The organism is Paraburkholderia azotifigens (genome assembly GCF_007995085.1).
GTDB classification, from domain to species: domain Bacteria; phylum Pseudomonadota; class Gammaproteobacteria; order Burkholderiales; family Burkholderiaceae; genus Paraburkholderia; species Paraburkholderia azotifigens.
The window spans coordinates 1,111,386-1,133,453 of record NZ_VOQS01000003.1 but is presented as its reverse complement, the minus strand read 5'-3'; the positions used below and the strand labels follow the sequence as shown (position 1 = coordinate 1,133,453).

At 63.5% G+C, this 22,068-nt stretch carries 19 protein-coding genes; 14 read left to right on the top strand and 5 right to left on the bottom strand.

The features are described from left to right. Window positions 1-107: 107 nt before the first annotated feature. On the bottom strand, window positions 108-1,340 hold the full coding sequence (locus FRZ40_RS22275; protein WP_028363758.1) for an ABC transporter substrate-binding protein: 1,233 nt from the start codon (window positions 1,338-1,340) through the stop codon (window positions 108-110). Window positions 1,341-1,607: 267 nt separating this feature from the next. On the opposite strand from FRZ40_RS22275, the gene FRZ40_RS22270 reads away from it, so the two are divergent. The 3 genes from FRZ40_RS22270 to FRZ40_RS22260 are packed head-to-tail and all read left to right on the top strand — an operon-like array spanning window position 1,608 to window position 4,405. Beyond that, complete coding sequence (locus FRZ40_RS22270) at window positions 1,608-2,381, top strand: SDR family oxidoreductase (protein WP_147235606.1); 774 nt, start codon at window positions 1,608-1,610, stop codon at window positions 2,379-2,381. Window positions 2,382-2,430: 49 nt separating this feature from the next. Further along, entirely contained in the window at window positions 2,431-3,495 is a 1,065-nt protein-coding gene (locus tag FRZ40_RS22265) for an ABC transporter ATP-binding protein (protein WP_147235605.1), read from the top strand. Window positions 3,496-3,538: 43 nt separating this feature from the next. Next, complete coding sequence (locus tag FRZ40_RS22260) at window positions 3,539-4,405, top strand: MurR/RpiR family transcriptional regulator (RefSeq protein WP_147235604.1); 867 nt, start codon at window positions 3,539-3,541, stop codon at window positions 4,403-4,405. A 769-nt stretch (window positions 4,406-5,174) separates the two neighbouring features. Here FRZ40_RS22260 and FRZ40_RS22250 read toward each other — a convergent pair. From FRZ40_RS22250 to FRZ40_RS22240, 3 genes are all read right to left on the bottom strand, one after another. Continuing rightward, window positions 5,175-6,128, bottom strand: coding sequence for an IS5 family transposase (locus FRZ40_RS22250; RefSeq protein WP_147233004.1), 954 nt, complete (start codon window positions 6,126-6,128; stop codon window positions 5,175-5,177). Between the two features lie 234 nt (window positions 6,129-6,362). Next, on the bottom strand, window positions 6,363-7,184 hold the full coding sequence (locus tag FRZ40_RS22245; protein WP_147235602.1) for an IclR family transcriptional regulator: 822 nt from the start codon (window positions 7,182-7,184) through the stop codon (window positions 6,363-6,365). 2 nt (window positions 7,185-7,186) lie between these two features. Continuing rightward, entirely contained in the window at window positions 7,187-8,029 is an 843-nt protein-coding gene (locus tag FRZ40_RS22240; protein WP_147235601.1) for an IclR family transcriptional regulator, read from the bottom strand. Between the two features lie 247 nt (window positions 8,030-8,276). On the opposite strand from FRZ40_RS22240, the gene FRZ40_RS22235 reads away from it, so the two are divergent. The 11 genes from FRZ40_RS22235 (at window position 8,277) to FRZ40_RS22185 (ending at window position 20,089) form a co-directional block, all read left to right on the top strand. Next, a complete protein-coding gene (locus FRZ40_RS22235; protein WP_028363752.1) occupies window positions 8,277-9,236 on the top strand; it encodes an MBL fold metallo-hydrolase in 960 nt (319 codons plus the stop codon). 42 nt (window positions 9,237-9,278) lie between these two features. Then, the gene (locus FRZ40_RS22230) at window positions 9,279-10,991 is read left to right on the top strand and encodes an FAD-dependent oxidoreductase (RefSeq protein WP_147235600.1); all 1,713 of its coding nucleotides are present in this window, start codon (window positions 9,279-9,281) and stop codon (window positions 10,989-10,991) included. Between the two features lie 39 nt (window positions 10,992-11,030). Next, on the top strand, window positions 11,031-11,279 hold the full coding sequence (locus FRZ40_RS22225) for a DUF2783 domain-containing protein (RefSeq protein WP_028363750.1): 249 nt from the start codon (window positions 11,031-11,033) through the stop codon (window positions 11,277-11,279). 110 nt (window positions 11,280-11,389) lie between these two features. Beyond that, entirely contained in the window at window positions 11,390-12,721 is a 1,332-nt protein-coding gene (locus FRZ40_RS22220) for an MFS transporter (RefSeq protein WP_147235599.1), read from the top strand. A gap of 472 nt (window positions 12,722-13,193) precedes the next feature. After that, window positions 13,194-13,928 carry an RNA polymerase factor sigma-70 gene (locus FRZ40_RS22215; protein ID WP_028363748.1) on the top strand — a complete coding sequence of 245 codons (735 nt, stop codon included), beginning with the start codon at window positions 13,194-13,196 and terminating at the stop codon, window positions 13,926-13,928. Window positions 13,929-13,983: 55 nt separating this feature from the next. Beyond that, window positions 13,984-14,217, top strand: coding sequence for an MbtH family protein (locus FRZ40_RS22210; protein WP_147235598.1), 234 nt, complete (start codon window positions 13,984-13,986; stop codon window positions 14,215-14,217). A gap of 53 nt (window positions 14,218-14,270) precedes the next feature. Next, window positions 14,271-15,296 carry a TauD/TfdA family dioxygenase gene (locus FRZ40_RS22205; RefSeq protein ID WP_147235597.1) on the top strand — a complete coding sequence of 342 codons (1,026 nt, stop codon included), beginning with the start codon at window positions 14,271-14,273 and terminating at the stop codon, window positions 15,294-15,296. A gap of 2 nt (window positions 15,297-15,298) precedes the next feature. Beyond that, a complete protein-coding gene (locus FRZ40_RS22200) occupies window positions 15,299-16,144 on the top strand; it encodes an ABC transporter ATP-binding protein (protein WP_147235596.1) in 846 nt (281 codons plus the stop codon). Beyond that, on the top strand, window positions 16,141-18,255 hold the full coding sequence (gene fhuB / locus FRZ40_RS22195; protein ID WP_147235595.1) for a Fe(3+)-hydroxamate ABC transporter permease FhuB: 2,115 nt from the start codon (window positions 16,141-16,143) through the stop codon (window positions 18,253-18,255). The genes FRZ40_RS22200 and fhuB overlap by 4 nt, the downstream gene beginning before the upstream one ends. 2 nt (window positions 18,256-18,257) lie before the next feature. After that, window positions 18,258-19,055 carry a siderophore-iron reductase FhuF gene (gene fhuF / locus FRZ40_RS22190; protein ID WP_420873894.1) on the top strand — a complete coding sequence of 266 codons (798 nt, stop codon included), beginning with the start codon at window positions 18,258-18,260 and terminating at the stop codon, window positions 19,053-19,055. Beyond that, window positions 19,052-20,089: an ABC transporter substrate-binding protein gene (locus FRZ40_RS22185; protein ID WP_147235593.1), complete on the top strand. Its 1,038-nt coding sequence runs from the start codon at window positions 19,052-19,054 to the stop codon at window positions 20,087-20,089. The genes fhuF and FRZ40_RS22185 overlap by 4 nt, the downstream gene beginning before the upstream one ends. A gap of 87 nt (window positions 20,090-20,176) precedes the next feature. Here the strand turns inward: FRZ40_RS22185 and FRZ40_RS22180 are convergent, their stop codons facing one another. Further along, on the bottom strand, window positions 20,177-21,970 hold the full coding sequence (locus FRZ40_RS22180) for a cyclic peptide export ABC transporter (RefSeq protein ID WP_147235592.1): 1,794 nt from the start codon (window positions 21,968-21,970) through the stop codon (window positions 20,177-20,179). Window positions 21,971-22,068 lie beyond the last annotated feature (98 nt).

Below are 22,068 nucleotides of genomic sequence, written 5' to 3'. Positions count from 1 at the left end.
GCGCTTATCGTGCGCTTACCGCGTGCTTATCGAACACGAAGCCGCATCGACGTCATATCGATGCGGCTTCCGGTACTGCGCTAACGGATCGTCAAGGCAGCAACGGCTCAGTGACCCAGCGCCTGGTTCGCCTGATTCGCGGCCTGCTTCAGCGCTTCGTCAGGCTTCGCCTTGCCGAGGTACACGGCCTGCATCGCGTTCGTCACGGCCTTCGCGGTGTCTTCCCAGCCCGTCACCGTCGGTGCGAAACGCGCTTGCGGCAGCAGTGCGATGAACGCCTTCGTATCGGCGTCGGCGAACGCGGGATCGGCGGCTTCCGCTTTGGTGGTCGGCAGGAAGCCTTCCGTGCTCGTGAACTCGACGCGCGGCTCCTTCGTGAACAGATAGTCGAGGAACTTCCACGCGTCCTTCTTCACCTTCGAGTTCTTGAACATCACGATCGAATCGGTGACGGCGTACGTCGCGCCCGTCGTACCGACCGGCAGCGGATCGATGCCGTATTTCAGGTTCGGCGCTTCCTTCTTGATCTGCTTCGCGAGGAACGGTGCGGAGATCATCATCGCGACGCGGCCCTGCTTGAAGAGGTTCTGCACGTCTTCACGGCTGTAGCCCGTCACGCCCTGCTGCGTCAGGCCCTGGTCGATCATCGACTTGTACAGCGTCGCGGCCTTGATGCCTGCGGGCGAATCGAAGCCAGCCTTGCCTTCCTTGTTCAGCACGTCGCCGCCGTTGGTCCACAGCGCGTAGTAGTAGTACACGTCGGTTTCGATTTCCTTGCCTTGCAGCCCGAAACCGGCGACGCCCTTCGCCTTCAGCTTCTTCGATGCGTCGATCACGTCGTTCCACGTCTTCGGCCCGTTCGGATAGCCGACGCTCGCGAGCAGATCCTTGTTGTAGTACAGCGCGCGCGCCGATGCGGCGATGGGCAGGCCGTACGTCTTGCCGTTGATCTGGCCCGGCGCGAGGAACGGCGCGATGAAGCGGTTCTTGAAGTTCGCGTCCATATAGCCGTCGAGCGGTTCGGCGACGTCGTCCTTCACGAAGTCGAGCAGCCAGCGCGTGCCGACGATCGCGAGGTCGGCGTTGGCGTTGCCCGAGATATCCGTTTGCAGCTTCTGTTGCAGCGTGTCCCAGTTCACGTCTTCGATCTTGATCGTGGTGCCGGGGTTGGCCTTCTCGAACTGGCGGGCCATTTTCTCGAAGTACGGCGCCGTCGCGTCGCTGTAATGCGCGACCGTCACACGCACCGTGTCGGCGTGCGCCGATAGGGCAAGACCTGCAAACGCGAGCGCTGCGGCGACTTTGCCGAGCGTAAGGGAAGCACGTGCATGCAACGACATTTCGTCTCTCCTGGGTGGTCCGCCGCCGTAGCCGGCTGCTTGGGTTGAATTGTTTGAAAAAATCCTACACACGAAAAAAAATGTTGTCACGTAGGGCCGACGATATTTTTTGTTCGCCGGTTTTTTGCATAACATGCTGTTAATGATGGGCTTTTTGTGCAGTGCAGGGTGCGTCGCATGTGTAGTGAACGCATGCTTCCCCAACCCTGAAAATGTGCAATATGTAGGAAATTTTCACGAAAGACCGAAGCGCGGAGAGGACAACAGATGAAGCGTGTCGTGCTTGTGACGGGAGCGTGCGGCGGGATCGGCAGCGTGTTGTGCCGGCGTTTCGTCGAGGACGGCGCGACGGTGCTCGCGCTCGATGTCGACGCAGCCGCGCTCGATCAACTGGTTGCGGAACTGGGCGCGGATAAAGTGACGCCGGTTGCCGTCGATCTCGGCGCCGCCGATGCCGTGCGCGAGCGCGTCGCGCAGGCGGTCGCCGCGCGCGGACCCGTCGACGTGCTGGTTGCGAACGCGGGCGCCGCCGAGGGCATGACGCTCGCGAAGACGGACGCCGCGAGCTGGCAGCGCGACGTGCATCTGAATCTGAACGGCACCTATCACACGGTCGAGGCGGTGCGCGCGTCGATGATCGGGCGGCAGGCGGGATCGATCGTGCTGATCGGCTCGGTGAACGGCATCACGGCGCTTGGTCATCCCGCGTACAGCGCGGCGAAAGCGGGGCTCATCAGCTACACGAAGTCCCTCGCGATCGAGCTTGGACGCTACGGCATCCGCGCGAACATCGTGTGTCCGGGGACGGTGAAGACGAAGGCGTGGCAGGCGCGCGTCGACAAGAACCCAAAGGTCTTCGAGGATCTGAAGAAGTGGTATCCGCTGCGCGACTTCGCGACGCCCGACGATATCGCCGATGCCGTGCTCTTCCTCGCGTCGCCGATGGCGCGCGTGATCACGGGCGTCGTGCTGCCCGTCGACGGCGGCCTGATGGCCGGCAACCGGCTGATGGCGGAAGACCTGACGCTCGAATCGCTTTAGCGCCTGAAACGAAGCTCGAAAGACAACACGCAACGACGGTGAGGACAGCATGGCAGCAGTGCAACTGAGCGGCATCTACAAGCGTTACGGCGATACGCAGGTCGTGCACGGCATCGACCTGCATATCGACGATGGCGAATTCGTCGTGCTGGTCGGACCGTCGGGTTGCGGCAAGAGCACGCTGATGCGGATGGTCGCGGGCCTGGAGGAAATCAGCGGCGGCGAGCTGACGATTGGCGGCACGCGCGCGAATGGCTTGCCGCCGCAGCAGCGCAATATTTCGATGGTGTTCCAGAGCTACGCGCTGTATCCGCATCTGTCCGTCTACGACAACATTGCGTTCGGTCCGCGTATCCGCAAGGAAGCGTCGACGAGTTTCAAGCCGCGTATCGAGGCGGCCGCGAAGATGCTGAATCTCAGCGGCTATCTGGACCGTTTGCCGCGCGCGCTGTCGGGCGGCCAGCGCCAGCGCGTCGCGATGGGGCGCGCGGTGGTGCGGGAGCCTTCGCTGTTTCTGTTCGACGAGCCGCTGTCGAATCTCGATGCGAAGCTGCGCGTGCAGATGCGCACGGAGATCAAGGCGCTCCATCAGCGGTTGAAGAACACGGTGATCTACGTCACGCACGATCAGATCGAAGCGATGACGATGGCCGATCGCATCGTCGTGATGAACGCGGGGCGCATCGAGCAGATCGGGCGTCCGCTGGAGCTTTACGACAGGCCGGCGAATCTGTTCGTCGCGAGCTTTCTCGGCTCGCCGTCGATGAATTTCGCGGCAGGCGAAGTGGTGAGCGTGGCGAACGGCGTCGCGCTGAAGCTGGGCGACGGCGTGCAGATTCCGCTGCCGGGCGCAGCGGCGGCGCCCGGCGCGAAGATTACGCTGGGCGTGCGGCCTGAGCACATCGAAACGTCGAATGAAGGCATCCCGATGGATGTCGAGGTGATCGAGCCGACGGGCGCGGAGACGCATCTGTACGGCAAGATCGGCGGTGCGCCGTGGTGCGTGACGATGCGCCAGCGCGCGTCGATCGAGCCGGGCCAGCGCGTGATGGTGCGTTTTGCCGGGCAGGACATGCATCTGTTCGATACGGAGAGCGGACGCAGGCTGGGCTGACGGCGACCGCCGCTGATTGATCTTCCATCAAAGGAACGCACGGGTGTCCGCACCGAACCTGATTCCTCACATCCGCAGCGCGCTCGATTCGCTGCGGCCGGCCGAGCGCAAGGTCGCCGACATGGTGCTGTCCGACGTCGACTTCGCGATGCGCGCGAGCATCACCGAGCTTGCGCAGCGCGCGGACGTGTCCGAGCCTTCCGTGACGCGTTTTTGCCGCGCGGTGGGCGCGCATGGCTTGCGCGACTTCAAGATGCAGCTTGCGCAAAGCGTCGCAGGCGGGGTGCCGTATGCGTCGACGACCGTCGCGCGCGACGACGACACGCAGACGCTGTTCGACAAGGTCGGCGAAGCGGCCATCGAGGGGATCACGCAGGCGCGCGGCGCGATCGATCCTGTTGCCGTGAATGCGGCGCTGGCCGCGCTCGCCAGTGCACGTCGTGTGTATTTCTTTGGTGTGGGTTCGGGGTCGGGGCTTGTTGCGCAGGATGCCGCGTTGCGGTTTTTGCGGCTCGATATTGCTGCTAGTGCTTTTACGGATGCTCATCTGCAGCGTCTTTATGCTGGCTTGCTCGAGCCCGGCGATGTTGCGTTTGCTATTTCGCATTCGGGGCGTAGTGTCGAAGTGAACGAAAGCATGCAGATCGCCAAGGAGCGCGGTGCGACTACGATTGCGTTGACGAATGTGGGTTCGCGGTTGGCGTGGCTTGTCGATATTCCCTTGCTGTTGCGTGTGCCGGGTCCCGTTGATGCTGTTACGCCTGGTGTGTCCAGGCTTGTGCATCTCTGCGTTATGGATGCGCTGGCTATTGGGGTTGGTTTGCGGCTCGAGCCGCGGACGATCGAGAAGATGCGGAATGCTGAGGGGCGGCTGTCGGCTGATGTTGCTGCTGGGGATGAGTCGCAGTAAGCGTGTTTTTTTGTCTGCGACGCTAGTCGCCATTCTTTGTTTTTTTGTTTTTTCGTCGCTGGCATCCGCGAATTCGTATCCGTGCTTCACGCGTTGCCCCTGTGCGGGGCGGCACTTACTTTCTTTGCCGCCGCAAAGAAAGTAAGCAAAGAAAGCGGGCTAACCCCGCCAGTTCTTGTAGTTGCCTGCGGGCCCCCTACGGGTCCCGTACTCCAAACGGCAACGCGCTTTTTTCCGCCCGCTGCCAACGCATTGAACAAACGCATCACCCACTCCAATCACCCGTAGCGCAGCCAGTGGCAGCGAACCGTCCGCGCCGCCCAGGTGGCAAACTGTGTGTAGGTTGTCGCGCCTTACACGTTCGCACTTCTACGACACCGATCCCGCTTTTCAGTCCGGAGTGGTGCACATACGTCGAGACGGCCTACACACAGTTTGCCACCTGGGCGGCGGTGGACTTTCTGGTAACGCAGTCCGGGACGCGGGAGTGTGAAGTGGGTGAGGCGAATCCAGGAGCGCTGGCAACGCGCATTGAGTAGCTCGATGCCGCGTGGAGTGCGGGACCCGTCGGGGGCCCGCAGGCAACCACAAGAACTGGCGGGGTTAGCCCGCTTTCTTTGCTTAGGAAGGTCTGAACAACCCGTTTTCTGCCTGGGATCTCTAACTGGCACGCGCGGAGTGGAATTCGCGTCCCCATTCACGCTGTGTTGAACCGATGCCGGTCGCATCTTGCGCATGGACGCTGCGCCTTTGGGGGCGTCTTCGCCCTTCATTTCGCTTTACCGAGCACCCCGCGAGCCAACCAGAGATTGATCAGCGCGAACTGCGTTTCGATCTGCGCCGTGTTCTTCGCCATGCCTCGATACCGCGCCTTCAGATAGCCGAACTGACATTTGAGCACCCGAAACGGGTGCTCAACCTTCGCCCGCACGCCCGCCTTGAGCCGCTCGACTTTCTCGTAGATTCTGTCGAGCCGCTTGCTTTTGTCCAGCTTTCTTCGCTTGCTCGGCCTCATCGCCACGTGCCACTGGACCGCCCCCGTTTCGCCTCGCTTCTCGATGCCCACGTAGCCCGCATCGGCAAACGCAACCTCCTCGTCGCCGTGCAACAGTTCATGCGCCACCGTGATGTCGTGAACATTTGCCGGCGTGCACTTGACGGTATGCACCAGCCCCGACTCCACATCGACTCCGATGTGCGCCTTCATACCGAAGTACCAGCTGCCGCCCTTTTGCGTCTGGCTCATCTCCGGGTCTCGCGTGCCAGCCTTCTTCGTCGAACTGGGTGCCGAAATCAGCGTTGCGTCGACCGCCGAGCCCGCCTTGAGCATCAGGCCCTTCGCCTGCAGGATCTCGTTGACCGTCGCCAGCATTCTGGCCGACAGCTCATGGGCCTCAAGCAGGTGCCGGAATCGCAGGATCGTGCTCTCGTCAGGCAGCCGCGTCATGCCCGTGCCCAGCAGCGCGAACTCCCGGTACAGCGGGATGTCGTGCAGCGCCTCCTCCATCGCCGGGTCCGAGAGGCTGAACCATTGTTGCATGAAGTGAATGCGAAGCATCGTCTGGATCGGAAAAGGCGGGCGGCCAGTCTTGCCTTTCGGATAGTGCGGTTCGATGAGCGCAATCAGCTTCTGCCACGGCACCACGCGCGTCATCTCATCGAGAAACTCGCGCTTGCGGGTGCGCTTCGTCGACAGATCCAGACCAAGACCAAGTTGTGTCATCACGCCACTCCATGAAGTCTCCTGATCCCAGGATAGTCCAAGCTCACGTCAATGCCAGGACTTTTGCAGAGATTCCCTTACTTTCTTTGCGGCGGCAAAGAAAGTAAGTGCCGCCCCGCACAGGGGCGACGCGTGAAGCACCGATATGAAAACGCGGATGCCAGCGCAGCAAAAATCAAAAAGCAAAAAGCAAAAAGCAAAGAATGGCGACTAGCGTCGCAGACAAAAAAAACCTCACACCACAAACCCAAACCTCCGCGACAACCGCCGACAAGCCGAAACCAAAACCTGCGCAGACTTCCCCGCAGCATCGCTATCAAAACTGCCAGCCGTGCCCATAACGGCAATCACCAGAACGATGCTGCCCGTATGATCAAACACAGGCGCCGCCAGCGTATTGATCCCTGGAACAGGCTTATTGATCGCCGTATCGACACCGTGCTCGCGAATCTGTCGAAGTCGCTCGACATAAGTATCCGCGGTACTTTCCGCAAACTCGCCTCCTGCAAGCCGCAAAGAATCCTGCGCTAACAACCCCAGCCGCACATCGTCGGCGACAAAAGCAGCAAACACGCGCCCAATCGCGGTATTCACCAGCGACATCACAGTGCCCACCCGCAAGCTCACATGCAGCGGCCGCGCCGATTCTTCGAGCCGCACCACAGTCGGCCCAAGCGGCCCGAGCACCGCCATCGCGACACTCATGCCCGTCGTCACCGCCAGTTCGACGATTTCCGGCTCCGCTTCCCGCGTCGGCGACAAACGCTGCAGACCGATCAGCCCGAGTTCGAGCGCAAGCGGCCCCGCTTCGAAGCAGCCGGATGCGTCGCGGCCGAGCAGGCCGATCTTCTGCAAGCTCACCAGATGAGGAAACGCCTTCGCCGCAGGCATGCCCGCCGCCGCCGCAAGATCGCGCAACGATAAAGGCTTGCCCGCCGAGACGAGCGCCGTCAGCAGATCGCCCGTGCTGTCGAGCGACTGGATGCCACGCTGCTGTTTTGCATCGCCGCTGCCAGGCGATGTATCGGACGATGAGGTGTTCAATGCTTCGCTCATGTTCATGTCGACGACGCAATGTCCGCGCCAATTTCACGTGCCGTATCCAGAAGCGCGCGTGCGATCGAGCCGTCCCACCCCACATCGATTGCGCCGCTCGGTCCGATCACCGTCAACGCAAGGCACAACTGTCCTTCTGCGTCGAACACGGGCACGGCAAGACTGCTGATGCCAGGACTCGGCGCATCGATGCCACGTTCGATGCCGCGCTCGCGAATCCCGCCGAGCGTCGCGTCGAATGCCGGGCGATCGGCAGGCGCGACCATATCGCCCGTGCCGCCAGACTGGTTCGTCCACATGGCCTGCAGCGCATCGGGTGCGAGGAACGCGCAGAACAAACGTCCCGTCGACGTGGCGGGCAACGACATCACCGTGCCCACATGCAGGTTCACATGCAGCGGAAAACCCGCGTGCTCATAGCGGACGATGGTCGGACCTTGCGGGCCCTTCGTGCAGATCGCGACGCTGAAGCCGACCGCCTCGGCGAGCGCGCCTGCCCGCGGGACGGCCGCGCGAAACGCCGGCTGGTTCGCCAGTTGCATCAGACCGAGCCGCAACGACAGCGGTCCCGGTTCGTAACGGCCCGTCAACTCGTCGCGCTTGATCAGGCCGAGCCGCGTCAGGCTCACGAGATACGCATGCGCCTGACCGGGCGCGATGTCTGCGCTGGCGGCGAGATCGGACAGCGCGAGCGGCACGCGGGATGTCGCGAGCGCATGCAGCACCCGTCCGCCGACCTCGACGCTCTGGATGCCGCGCTGCGGCTTGCCCGCGCCCGTCTCGCCGTCTTTTGCTGTCTTCGCCATACCGCTCGTGCCGCCCATCAGGGTCGAAAAAAGGTCCATGTTAAACGACGGCCGCTTGCAACCGCGATCCCGCCAATCCTGATAACGCCGCAGCCAGGGTTAACTCTGAATTAACGTATAGCGACACGTTTAGTCATTGACAAATATCTGGCAGAGTCTAAGATGAAATCACTCCGGGCTAACAGTCGCCGGACATGATTCCAACCAGACAGAGCGAGACACGCATCACCGCTGCGCCCGCGCGCGCCGTCTCGCCCTGCATCCCCTCAATTTGACGGAGACGAGCATGGCCAAGGCATTCGCATCGCAAGCCGACCTCGAAGAAAAGAAGATCACGTGGACGCAACTGTCCGACAACGCATACGCATACACGGCTGAAGGCGACCCGAACTCAGGCGTGATCATCGGCGACGACGGCGTGCTGATCGTCGACACCACCGCGACGCCCGCCATGGCGCAAGACCTGATCGAGAAGATCCGCAGCGTCACCGACAAGCCGATCAAATACGTCGTGCTGTCGCACTACCACGCGGTGCGCGTGCTCGGCGCGTCCGCGTATTTCAAGGAAGGCGCGCAGCAGATCATCGCGAGCCGGGGCACATATGAAATGATCGTCGAGCGCGGCGAAGCCGATATGAAATCGGAGATCGAGCGCTTTCCGCGTCTCTTTGCCGGCGTCGAAACGGTGCCGGGGCTCACGTGGCCGACCCTCGTGTTCGAGAAGGAAATCACGCTGTTCCTCGGCAAGCTCGAAGTGCGCATCGCGCATCTGGGCGCAGGGCATACGAAGGGCGACACGGTCGTGTGGCTGCCGTCGCAGAAGGTGCTGTTCTCGGGCGATCTCGTCGAATACGACGCCGCCTGCTATTGCGGCGACGCGCAGCTCGAACAGTGGCCCGCGACGCTCGAAGCGCTGCGCGCGCTCAACGCGGAGAAGCTCGTGCCGGGCCGCGGCCCCGCGCTGACCACGCCCGAAGACGTGAACAAGGGCCTCGACTATACGAAGGACTTCGTCACGACGCTGCTCCAAAGCGGCCGCGAAGCCGTCGCCGACAAGCTCGATCTGAAGGCCGCGATGGCGCACGCGCGCAAGGCGATGGACCCGAAGTTCGGCCATGTCTTCATCTACGAACATTGCCTGCCGTTCGACGTGTCGCGTGCATTCGACGAAGCGAGCGGCATCACGCATCCGCGCATCTGGACCGCGCAGCGCGACAAGGACATGTGGGACGCGCTGCAGGCCTGATCTCGCAGCACAAACACAGCGCAGATGGATGGAGACAGCAGAATGAGCAGCATCAACTACCAGACCTTGTCGTTCGAATACCGGCGCTGCGCCGAGCAGAATGCAGCGGCTGACGCGGCGCGGCATCCTGTGATCGTGGTCGGCGCGGGGCCTGTCGGTCTCGCGACGGCAATCGATCTCGCGCAGCACGGCGTGTCCGTCGTGCTCGTCGACGACGATTGTTCGCTTGCAACAGGTTCGCGTGCAATCTGTTTTTCGAAGCGTTCGCTCGATATCTTCGACCGCCTCGGCTGCGGCGACCGTATGGTCGACAAGGGCATCAGCTGGAACGTCGGCAAGGTGTTCCTGCAAAACGAACTGGTGTACACGTTCAATCTGCTGCCGGAAGCGGGACATCACCGGCCGGCGTTCATCAATCTGCAGCAGTATTACGTCGAGGGCTTTCTGCTCGAACGCGCGCAGGCGCTGGCAAATATCGACATCCGCTGGAAGAGCAAGGTGGTCGGCTTGCAGCAGCACGGTGAACCCGGTTCCGCCGATGCATTCGTCACGCTGACCATCGAAACACCGGAAGGCGAATATCCGTTGTGCGGCCGGTATGTCGTCGCCGCCGACGGCTCGCGCAGCCCCGTGCGCAACATGATGGGTCTCGACAGCAAAGGCCGTGTTTTCAAGGACCGCTTTCTGATCGCCGATGTGAAGATGGAAGCGGAGTTTCCGAGCGAGCGCTGGTTCTGGTTCGATCCGCCGTTTCATCCGAACCAGTCGGTGTTGCTGCATCGACAGCCAGACAATGTGTGGCGTATCGACTTCCAGCTCGGCTGGGACGCGGACCCTGCACTGGAGAAAACGCCGGAACGTGTGCTGCCGCGCGTGCGCGCGCTGCTCGGGCCGGACGTCAAGTTCGAACTCGAATGGGTGAGCGTGTACACGTTCTCGTGTTTGCGCATGGAGCGCTTCCGGCATGGCAACGTGCTGTTCGTCGGCGACGCGGCGCATCTGGTTTCGCCGTTCGGCGCGCGCGGCGCCAATAGCGGTTTTCAGGACGCGGAGAACGTCGCGTGGAAGCTCGCGATGGTGCTGGATGGCCGCGCGCCGGACGCATTGCTCGACACCTATGCGAGCGAGCGCGAGTACGCCGCCGACGAGAACATCCGCAACTCGACGCGCTCCACCGATTTCATCACGCCGAAATCGCCCGTCAGCCGCACGTTCCGCGACGCAGTACTGAAGCTTGCGCGCAAGCATGCGTTCGCGCGCTCGCTCGCGAACAGCGGGCGGCTTTCGGTGCCTGCCGTGCTGCACGACTCGGCGCTCAACACGGCCGATAGCGACAGTTTCGAAGGCAAGATGGTGCCCGGCGCTTCGTGTGTCGATGCACCCGTTGCGTTGCGCGGCGGGCCCGCGTGGCTGCTGGCGCAACTCGGCGACGCGTTTACAGTCGTTCTGTTCTGCGAGAAAAACAGCATCGACGCGGCGACCCAGCGCACGCTGAAGACGCTGCAAACGGGCGCGATTCCGTTGAAGCTGATCCTCGTCACCCCGCATGGCGTGCGCGAGATCGCGCACGAATTGAGCGATGCCGTCGTGCTCGAAGATGCGGAGGGACTGGCTGCGTCGCGTTATGACGCGACGCCCGGGACGTTCTATCTGATTCGCCCGGACCAGCATGTGTGCGCGCGCTGGCGCACGCTCGATGCCGCGCGTGTCGATGCCGCGCTGAAGCGGGCGCTATGTGTCGAAGGCATTGCCTGAACGCAGCGGCGCATACGGATAAAGACATTGGAGACGACCGTGGCACTCATCACCCAACTCAACCTGACGCAGCCCGACGACTTCTACGAAGCGCTGATCGACATGCATCGCGACTTCGACGAAGCGCAAAGCCAGGCGGCGAACGCGCAACTGATTCTGTTGCTTGCGAATCATATCGGCGATTACGCGACATTGATGGAAGCGATCCGATACGCGCGCGAAGGCGTCGATCAACACGGCACAGCCGCCGCGCAACATACAGCCGACGCTCCGCGCGTCGCGGCCTGACCTTTCACGGCTCGCCCGCTAAACGAAGCGAGCCGTCTTCCCTGACAACACGGCGCAACAGATGCCGGACCCCATGGGTCCGTTGGACCCGCATTGCCTGGAGATCTTTGATGAGTCAGTCAATCACGCATGCCTACGAGCCGGACGGGTCTGCCGCCGCGCAACATGACGACAACGCGTTGTATCGCAAGGTCACGCTGCGCATCGTGCCGTTTCTGTTTCTCTGCTACGTCATTTCGTTTCTCGATCGCATCAACATCGGGTTCGCGCAGTTGCAGATGAAGCACGATCTCGGTTTCAGCGATGCGATGTACGGACTTGGCGCAGCCATCTTCTATATCGGCTACGTGCTGTGCGAAGTGCCGAGCAACATGCTGCTCGCGCGTTTCGGCGCGCGCCGCACGTTCACGCGGATCATGCTGCTGTGGGGCACTGCGTCCGTGTGCATGATGTTCGTCTCGCAACCTTCGCATTTCTATCTGCTGCGCTTCATGCTCGGCGTCTTCGAAGCGGGCTTCTTTCCGGGCATCGTTTTGTACCTGACGTACTGGTATCCGGCGCAAAGGCGCGCCGTGATCCTGTCGATCTTTTTTGCGGGCGTCGCGGTGGCGGGCGTGCTCGGCGGTCTCGTCTCCGGCTGGATCATGCGCGATATGGCGGGCGTGATGGGCCTGTACGGCTGGCAATGGATGTTCGCGATCGAAGGTGCGCCCGCACTGATTTGCGGTGTGCTTGCGCTGTTCCTGCTCGTCGATGGCCCGCAACAGGCGAAGTGGCTCACGCAGCAGGAAAAGACGCATCTGCTTGCACAACGCGATGCGGAACATCGTCCTGCCAGTTCGCATTCGTCGCGCGCGTTCATCGATGCATTGCGCAACCCGCGCGTCTATCTGTTCGCGTTCATCTACTTCTCGCTGACGTGCGCGTCGTTGACGCTCAACTTCTGGATGCCGCTGATGATCCGCGATTTCGGCGTGCACGACGTGCTGTGGATCAGCCTGTACACGGTGATTCCCAATGCGGTCGGCGCGGTCGGACTGATTCTGATTGCGCGTCATTCGGACCGTCACGGCGAACGGCGCAAGCACTTCGCGGCCTGCACGATCGGCGGCGGCATCGCGCTTTCGCTGCTGACGCTGCATCTGAGCAGCTTTGCCGCGATGCTCGGCATTCTTTCGATTGCCGCCGTGCTGATCTTCGCCGCGCTGCCAATCTTCTGGACGGTGCCGTCCGGTTATCTGTCGGGCAAGACGGCTGCGGCCGGCATTGCGCTGATCAGCAGCATCGGCATAACGAGCGGCATCGTGAGCCCATGGGTGATCGGGATCATCAAGACGCGGACGGGCAGCATGGACGATGCGCTGTATCTGCTGACCGCCTTGCTGTTCATGAGCGGCATTGCGTTGCTGCGCGGCGTGCCGGCGCAGCGCGCAAGGCAGTAAAGAATCGCGCCGCTCGTTCGTCAACGCTTAGGCAGCATTGGGCTGCGTGAGCGTTGGTGTATCGAATGCACCTTGTTGACTGTATTCCTGTGCCGCATCCCGGCCCGCACGACGTCGCGTTGTGGCGGGCCGATTTCGCTTTTGACCAGACACTCTCTGCGCCTGCGAGAAGCGCCCCTCAAGGCAGCGGGCGTCGGGATCTCGGAGCATCTCGCGCAACTAACCGTCCTTTCCGGCGGCCGTCGACGGCTTCGTGCCTGTTACGCAGCGCCCGGATGCTGTCCGAAACTTACTGGCGGCGGGGATTCAAGCCCCGCAAGGCTATGCGGCCTGCATCGCCCGGTCTCAAAGCGACTCATCAGGCATAAATGTCACCCAAAATAATAAGAATCGACGGCGAATTGATTGAGAATGATTCGCGTTTACGTTAGATTCGCTTCCATCTGATCGATAGCAAGATGGAGACGAGTCGATGGCTGAATCAATGGCGAGTTTTGCGGCGCGGATGGACCGTCATCCGGCGGCATTCGCACCGGGAGCACTGGACGACATCGATCGCGAGCCGCCCGTGCGTGCTGCCCGCATGCCCGCCGAACCGCGTGCGGTCCGCTCGCGTCGCGATTCCGGTTGCGAAGGATTGCTGCTCGACGTGCTGATCGAAAACCGGCGCTCGCTGATTCAGCTGGCGCGTTCGTTTGTCGGCTGTTCGAGCCGCGCCGAGGATGTCGTGCATGACGTGTTCATCAAGCTCACGGGCTTCCCGAATCAGGACGATGTGCGTCAGCCGCAGGCTTACGTGGCGCGCATGGTGCGCAACGCATCGATCGACGCATGCCGCCGGCAGTCGCTCGAAAACACATGGCACACGTGCGAGGAAGATGGACTCGATGTGCCGTCGCCGGAACCCACGCCCGAGTCCGCGCTCGTGACGCGCGACTCGTTGCGCCACGCCTTCGACGCACTCGCGCAATTGCCCGAACGCACGCGCAGTGCATTCGAGCGTGTGCGTCTGCGCGAGGAAACGCTGCAGGAAACGGCGCGCGCCCTGAATGTTTCGCAGACGCTCGTGCACTTCATGGTCCGCGACGCCGCGCAGCATTGCGCGGAGTGCATGCACGCGGGCGCAAAGAACGTCGCGTACGCGAAGACGGCAGGGCGCAGTAAAAAAACCTGCGCGTCGAACGTCAAGCAGATGACGGCCTCGTGAACCGGCGAAGGCAAACGTTCAACTGCATCTCATCCGATAAGCAAGCACACACGATATGACCCAGAACACGCATCAAGACGCACAGGACGACGTTCAATACACCGTCGTCATCAACGACGAAGAACAGTATTCGATCTGGCCGACGTTCCGCGACGTGCCCGCAGGCTGGCGCGAAGTCGGCGTACGCGGGCCCAAAGCCGCGTGCCTCGAACATATCGAAAGCGTGTGGACGGATATGCGTCCCGCGAGCCTGCGCCGTCACATGGACGCCGCGTCGAACGCGCGCTGAGCGCGCAACGCATGCCGTGCGTGACCGGTGCGGCCTGCAACTGAGGACACGTCATGACAGCGACTCTCCCGACTCTCGACGACCTGCGCATCGAGCCCGGCCTGCCGACTATCGTTTCACCGCGTGGCGGCTCCGCGCTGACGCTCGAAGCTGCCGCGCCGCTCTTGCGCGACATCGCGAACAACTGCATCGAGCGCGCGGGCGGCGTGCTGTTCACGGGCTTCGCCGTGCCGTCGATCGATACGTTCCAGCAATTCGCCGCATCATGCGGTTCGCCTTTGATCGGCTATGAATTCGCGTCGACGCCGCGCAGCCAGGTCGAAGGTGCCGTGTACACGTCGACCGAATATCCGCCGCATCGCTCGATTCCGCTGCACAACGAGCAGTCGTACACGCGCGAATGGCCGTTGCGGATCTGGTTCCATTGCGCACTCGCTGCGCGTGCCGGTGGCGCGACGCCGATTGCCGACAGCCGCGCGATTTACCGCGCGCTCGATCCCGCATTGATCGAACGCTTCGCGCGGCGCGAACTGCTGTACGTGCGCAACTTCGGACAGGGGCTCGATCTGCCGTGGCAACAGGCGTTCGGCACCGACGATCCACGGGCCGTCGATGCGATGTGCGCGGCGCGCGGCATCGAATGCGAATGGCGCGAAGGCGACGACGGCGACATGCTGCTGCGCACGCGCGAACTTTGCCAGGCGGTTGCGGTGCATCCGCGCACGGGCGATCGCGTGTGGTTCAACCAGGCGCATCTGTTCCATCTGTCCGCGCTCGATGAAGACATGCAGGAAGCACTCGTCGATGCAGTGGGAATCGAAAACGTGCCGCGCAATGTCTACTACGGCGATGGCGCGGCGCTCGAAGCCGATGCGCTCGCGGAAATTCGCGGCGTGCTGGAACAGCAGCGCATCGTGTTTCCGTGGGCGGGCGGCGATGTGCTGATGCTCGACAACATGCTGACCGCGCACGCGCGCGATCCGTTCGAAGGTCCGCGCAAGGTCGTCGTCGCGATGGCGGAAAGCTATAGCGCGCCGGCGAATGCGCAACTGACGAAGACACCCGCGACCGCCACCTGACGATGAAGAGCAGTTCGAACATGGCGCTGTCGGCGCGCTCGCTGACGGTGGGGTATCGCGATCACGTCGTGATCGATTCGCTCGACATCGATGTCCGCGCGAATCGCGTGACCGCATTGTGCGGGCCGAACGGATGCGGCAAGAGCACGCTGCTGCGCACGCTCGCCGGTTTGCAACCGCCGCTTGCGGGCGAAGTGACGGTGGCGGGCAAACCGCTCGTGTCATATCGGCGGCGCGATCTTGCGCGCACGCTGACGATGCTCTCGCAGTTCAACCAGATTCCCGCCGGTCTCTCCGTGCGCGAACTGGTTGCTTACGGACGCTACGCGCACGGCGGCTGGATGCGCGGCTTGTCGAAAGAGGACCACGCGGCGATCGACGATGCGCTCGCCGCAAGCGGTATTGCCGACGATGCCGCACGCGACGTCGCCGCGCTGTCCGGTGGCGAGCGGCAACGTGCGTGGATCGCAATGGCGCTCGCGCAACGCGCGCCCATCGTGCTGCTCGATGAGCCGACCACGTATCTCGACATTCATCATCAGCTCGACATTCTCGGCGAACTGCGCCGGCTCAATCGCGAGCGCGGTCTGACCATCGTCTGGGTGCTGCACGATCTGAATCAGGCCGCCGCATACAGCGACGAAATCGTGTTGATGCGCGGCGGCCGCATCGTCGCGCAGGGCACGCCCGACGCGATCATGGACCCGCAGCATCTCGAAGCGACCTTCGACGTGCCGATGCTGCGCATCGCGCATCCGCAGACGGGCGCGCCGATGTGCGTGCCCGCGCATCCCGGGAGCGACGAAGCGATCAGCGCGTCCGCAGACGACAGGAACCTCGCCGCATGACCACGCTTGCCGCACGAAAGCGGATGCAGCGCGCCGAGCCGCGCTGGCGCGACGCACAGCGAGGCCGCGTCGGCGTGCTCGCGGTGTCGCTGACCGCATTGCTCGTCATTGTCGCGGCGCTGCGCATCGCGCCCGATCTGACGATGTTGCTGCACGCTGCAACGTCGAATGCAGCGCACGTCAGCGACGACAATGCGCTCGCGCAGGTGCTGCTTTTCAATCTGCACGTGCCGCGCGTGCTGGCAGCGATCGTCGCGGGCGCGTGCCTTGGTATAGCGGGCGCGTTGTTTCAGGCGCTGACGCGCAATCCGCTTGCTTCGCCGGACCTGCTGGGCATCACGGGCGGCGCGCAGCTCGGCCTGCTTGCCGCGATGCTGATTCCCGCGCTGGCGGGCACGGCGTCGGTGCCGTTGCTGTTCGGCTGCGGTCTGCTTGCCTCGGCGTGCGTCGCGGCAGCGGCGGGAGGCTGGCGCGCAACGCCATTGCGCATGGTGCTCGCGGGCAGCGTCTGCATGCTGCTGTTTTCTGCCGTCTCGACGCTCACACTCGCGTTCTTCGAGCAGAGCATCGCGGGCGTCGCGTTGTGGGCGAGCGGCAGTCTCTATCAACCTGGCGCGCACGGGCTGCTGACAGCCGTGCTCTGGCTGATGCTGCCGCTCGCGGCGCTGCCCTTCGTCGTGCGTCCGCTCGATCCCGTTTCACTCGGCGATGATGCCGCGCTGGCTGTGGGCGTGCGCGTGGATGCGGCGCGCTTTTATGCGTTGCTGGTCGCCGTCGGCTTTGCGAGCGTGGCCGTGAGTATCGCGGGGCCGATGTCGTACGTAGGGCTGATCGCGCCGAATCTGCTGCGCCATCTGCGCGGTTCGCACTCGACGCGTCTTGCCGCGCTTGCGCCGCTGTCCGCGCTGGTCGGCGCGTTGCTCGTGCTGGCGACCGACAGCATGGTGCTCGCGCTCGATCTCGATGGCACGCTCTCGACAGGCGTCGCGATTGCCGTCGTCGGTGCGCCTTTGATGCTCGCGATGATCCGCCACGGAGGCGCGTGGACGTCGGCGCTCGCACACACTTCGGACGCAGCCGCACAAACGGCACGCAGCCGTTTTACCGCCTGGATTGCGGGGCTTTCGCCATTCGGTGTTGCGTTGATCGTCGCCGCAGTGGCTGTCGTGTCGATCTGCGTCGCGGGCACATTCGGCCCGACGACACTCGATCCTTCGCGCTGGCTCGCTGCGTTGAACGGCGATGACGCCGTCGCACGCATGCTGCTCGATCTGCGCTTGCCGCGTGCCGTATGTGCGTTGCTTGCGGGCGCGATGCTCGCGGCGAGCGGCGTGCTGATGCAAAGCGTCGTGCGCAATCCGCTCGCGGGGCCCGAGGTGCTCGGCGTCACACAAGGCGCATCGCTGGCGACGCTCGTCGCGCTGCTGTTCTCGCCGCTCGCTGCGCACGCGGCCATTGCGGTGTCGTCGCTGACCGGCGGCGGCGTCACGCTCGTCGCGATCCTCGCATTGAATCGGCGCACGCGTTATGCACCGTTTGCCGTTGCGTTGACGGGACTGGTGGTCGGCACGCTATGGACGACCCTCGCGCAATGGGTGATCGTGCAGGAAAGCGTGCAGCCCGCGCGCTTTGTCGTGTGGCTGGTGGGCGGCACGTATGGCCGCAGCTGGAGCGATGTGCTCGCGCTGTTGCCGTGGTGTGCCGTCACGCTGCCTGCATTCGCGCTGCTCGCGCGTCCACTTGATCTGCTCGCGCTCGGCGACGATCAGGCTGCGTCGCTCGGCTTGCCAGTCGCGCTGCTGCGTCCGCTCGCGCTGACGGTTGCGACCATCGCCGCATGTGCGGCCGTTGCGGCCGTCGGACCGATCGGTTTTGTCGGCTTGATGGCTCCGCATCTGGCGGCCATGCTCGGCGCGCGCGCGCACCGTATGCGCCTGTGGCTTGCGGCGACGTGCGGCGCGGCGATTCTCGCCACCGCCGATATCGGCGCGCGCACGCTGCTCGCGCCGCGCGAAATTCCAGCGGGCGTGCTGACTGCATTGATCGGCGCGCCGTATCTGCTTGCGTTGCTGATCGTGCAGGCAAGGCGCGAACGCAAGCGCGGGCGATGACAATGTCGTCCGATGCGAAACCGTTCGCTACGTTCGTCGCCGATACGCCATACGCCGCGTATGTCGAACGCGTATGGCTCGGTATGCCTGCCGAGGCGCGGCGCACTGGCGAAGGCATGCAAGTGCGCGTGCCGCTCACCGGGCTCGCGACGCAACGCGAAGCGATCCTCGGCGCAATGACGCTGCGCTACGGCGGCGATGCCGACCGTCACGCGCGTGCGCTGTTATCGCAGTGGAGCAAATACTATTTCGGGCTCGCTGTGCCGGCTGCGCTGGTGTCCGCGCTTGTTCTGCGGCGGCCGCTCGACATGGCGCCCGAACGCTGCGTGTTGCTGCTGAACGAAGGCATGCCCGAAGCGCTGTATCTTCCGCACGATGCACCCGGCGAGCCGACAGACGATCCCGCACGACGTTACGCATCGCTTGTCGGTGAGCAACTGCGCGGCGTGATCGACATGATTGCGAGCATGACGAAGATCGCGCCGCGCGTGCTGTGGAGCAATGTCGGCAATCTGCTCGACTCGCTGTTCGAACGGTGCGCAGCCGTGCCGGGTGCTGAGCGCGATGCAGCGTGGCTGTTCGAATCGCGCGTCCTGTTCGGCGGCGACGAGCCGAACCCGCTGCGCACGCCCGTTCGCGACGTGATGCCGCGCTCGACGCTGCTGCCCGCGCCGTTCCGCGCGCGCCGCGTTTGCTGCGTCCGTTATGAAATTCCCGGAGAAGATCAACTGTGTGCGAGCTGCCCGCTACTACTCACGATGAGCGACGAAGAGCTCGCCTTGCAAGAAGGCATACGATGAAGCGGGCATTGCGCGCGACCGTATGCGCTGCATGCGTCGCGTTTGCCTGCCCGGCGGGCGCAACGGATGTGACGCGCACGCCGGAAGCGACAGCGGCGGCCGCGTGTACGCCGCTGTCGTCGAATCCCACTGTGACGCAGGCGAGCGATACGCTGCCCGTGCATCCGCAGCGCATCGTCGTGCTCGAATTCATGTTCGCCGAGGCCTTGCTTTCGCTCGACGTCACGCCTGCAGGCATGGTCGACACAGCGTACTACCCGTCGTGGATCGGCTATGGTGTCGAACGCATGCGGTCGGTGCCGGACGTGGGCACGCGCCAGGAGCCGAGCCTCGAAGCGATTGCCGCGCTCAAGCCCGACCTGATCATCGGCGTCGGCTTCCGCCATGCGCCCATCTTTGCGGCGCTGAAATCGATTGCGCCGACCGTGCTGTTCCAGTTCAGCCCCGACATGAAGCTCGACGGCGTGCAGGCGACGCAACTCGAATGGGCACGCCGGATCTTCGACACGATCGGCTGCATGACGGGCCGCACGATGCAGGCGCGGGCTGTCGAACGGCAACTCGACGAAGGGCTCGCGCGCGACGCAAAGCGGCTCGCCGATGCAGGCCGCACGCATGCCGACTTTGCGTTGTTGCAGGAACTCGGCTTGCCCGACCGATATTGGGCGTACACGGGGAACAGCATGGCGGGCGGCGTCGCAAAGCAACTCGGCCTGACGCTGTGGCCCGCGCAACCGACGCGCGAAGGCACGCGCTACGTGACCTCGGAAGACCTGTTGAAGCGCCCGCAGACAAGCGTACTGCTGACGAGCGCGACAGGCCCCGACGTGAAGCTCGACGCGAAACTCGATTCGCCCGTATGGCGCTTCGTGCCCGCGCGCCGCGATGGACGCGTGACACTGGTCGAGCGCAATGTTTGGGGCTTCGGCGGCCCGATGTCGGCACTGAAGCTGTCGCATGCATTGACGGACGCGCTGCTTTCGTTGCCTCCCGTCAAGCCATCCACGTCATCGCAGTCTTCGGCATCGCGCTGATTGTTCGGCTCGCTCATATGCAAAGCGCCTTGGGATTTGCGGTCCCAAGGCGCTTTTCACTGCGTCACGTTCAAGGATTGCAGAACGTCAACTTGCGTCCATCCTGGGCTGAGGCGCATCGGCAGCAACGGGCGCGCGCGTTGAAGCATGTCCCGCAACCGCATGCGGCACGCCGTGCGTTTCATTGACGATCGCACCGTTGTCCAGTTTCAGCACGCGGTCCGCAAGCGGGAAATAGCGGTCATCGTGCGTAATCACCACGACGGTCTTGCCGCGCCCGCGCAGCTCCGGCAGCAATTGCTCGTAAAACACGGCCTTGAATGAAGGATCCTGATCGGCGGCCCATTCGTCGAACAGATAGAACGGGCGATCTTCCAGATACGCGACGACGAGTGCAAGACGCTTGCGCTGCCCCGTCGACAACGCGCGCGTCGAGAACGTACCGTTGTCAACGCGAACCTTGTGATCGAGCGCGAGCTTGGCGAGCAGCGCATTGGCGCGCGCATCGGCGGCGGCGCGGGCATTGCCGTTCGTATCGTCGGGATCGACGATACCGAGCAGCGAATCGAACAGATGGAAGTCGTTGAACACCGTCGAAAAGCGCTCGCGATAGGCAGGTCGCGTGTCCCGCGTAACAGCCGAGCCATCCACTTCGATCACACCGCCTTCGGGTTCATAGAGGCCCGTCAGCACTTTCGCGAGAGTCGTCTTGCCGCTGCCGTTCCCGCCTACGATAAAGACCAGTTCACCCGGCCTGAAGCTCAGATCGATCGGCCCGATGCGGAACATCCGTTCGTCGCGTTCATGAAAATACGCGTGCGTAATGCCGCGCAGCGTGAGCGTGTCGAATGCCGCGGCCTGGTCGGTCGACGCGGGCGCGGGCAACGCTGTGCGCCGCGGTTCTTCGAACTCGGCAAGCACGCGCTCGATCCGTTCGAGCGATACGCGCGCCGCGTTGACGGTCGGCAGATTGTTCAGCAGGCCGTCGAGCGGCACCAGCATGAACAGAAAGACGATCACGTAGCCCGCTGCGGCTTGCGCATCGGCATGCACGCCGATGGACGGCAGAAACGTCGCCGCGCCGAGAAATACATAGAACAGAAAGATGATCCAGCCTACGCCGACCGCGTATGCAACGAACGCGCGGCGTCGATGGTCGCGGACTTCGGTGATCGCGCTGCCGAGTTGTCCATCGACGAATTGCCGCGCGCGTTCGCGATGCAGCTTCAGTTCCTTCGCGCCCGCGAACAGCGAGCCCAGATAATCGAACAGGCGGTCCTGCGCGCGGCCCGCTGCTTCGAGCGATGCGATCGCGCGAATGTCGCCGAAGCGGTAGCCGAGCGATCCGATCACGATGGCGGCGAGCGCCAGCACGCAAACAGGCCACGACAGCCAAGCGAGATACGCGAGACAGCCCGCGACGATCGAGCCGTGCATCACGATGTTGGGCAACGCGAAGAAGAGCATCGATACGTTAGTGGCATCGTCGGTGAGAATCGATTGCACGGGCGCTGCGCCAACGCGTTCGACGTCGCGCAGTTCCGCGGCCGCGACGCGCGCGGACACGTGTTCGCGCATGCGGCTCATAGTGTCCTGCGAGAGCCCCGCGAACAGCACGCCAGACACGATGCGTGCGATCAACGCGACCAGCGCGCAAGCGCCGAAGCGCAGCGCGAGCGGAAGATCGGCCGCAACGGGCGCGCTCAACGCGCGATTGAGCGTCGCGACGAGCAGCACGCTCGACACGCCATTCGCAATGCATGCGATCAGCGCGAGCGCGAGCGCGCCGCGCGAACGCCGCAATAGCGACAACAGCAGACGGGTGGCGGGTTTGTTCGGGCGATCCGAACCATTCACGGGCGGTGCGTTGGAAACAGTCATCGAAAGCAGGCGTGAGAGTGAATGCGCGCAAAGCGCATGAAGGGACTTGAACAGCCATCTACGGAATTGACGTTTGAGCGTCGCAAAAATTTAGCCGA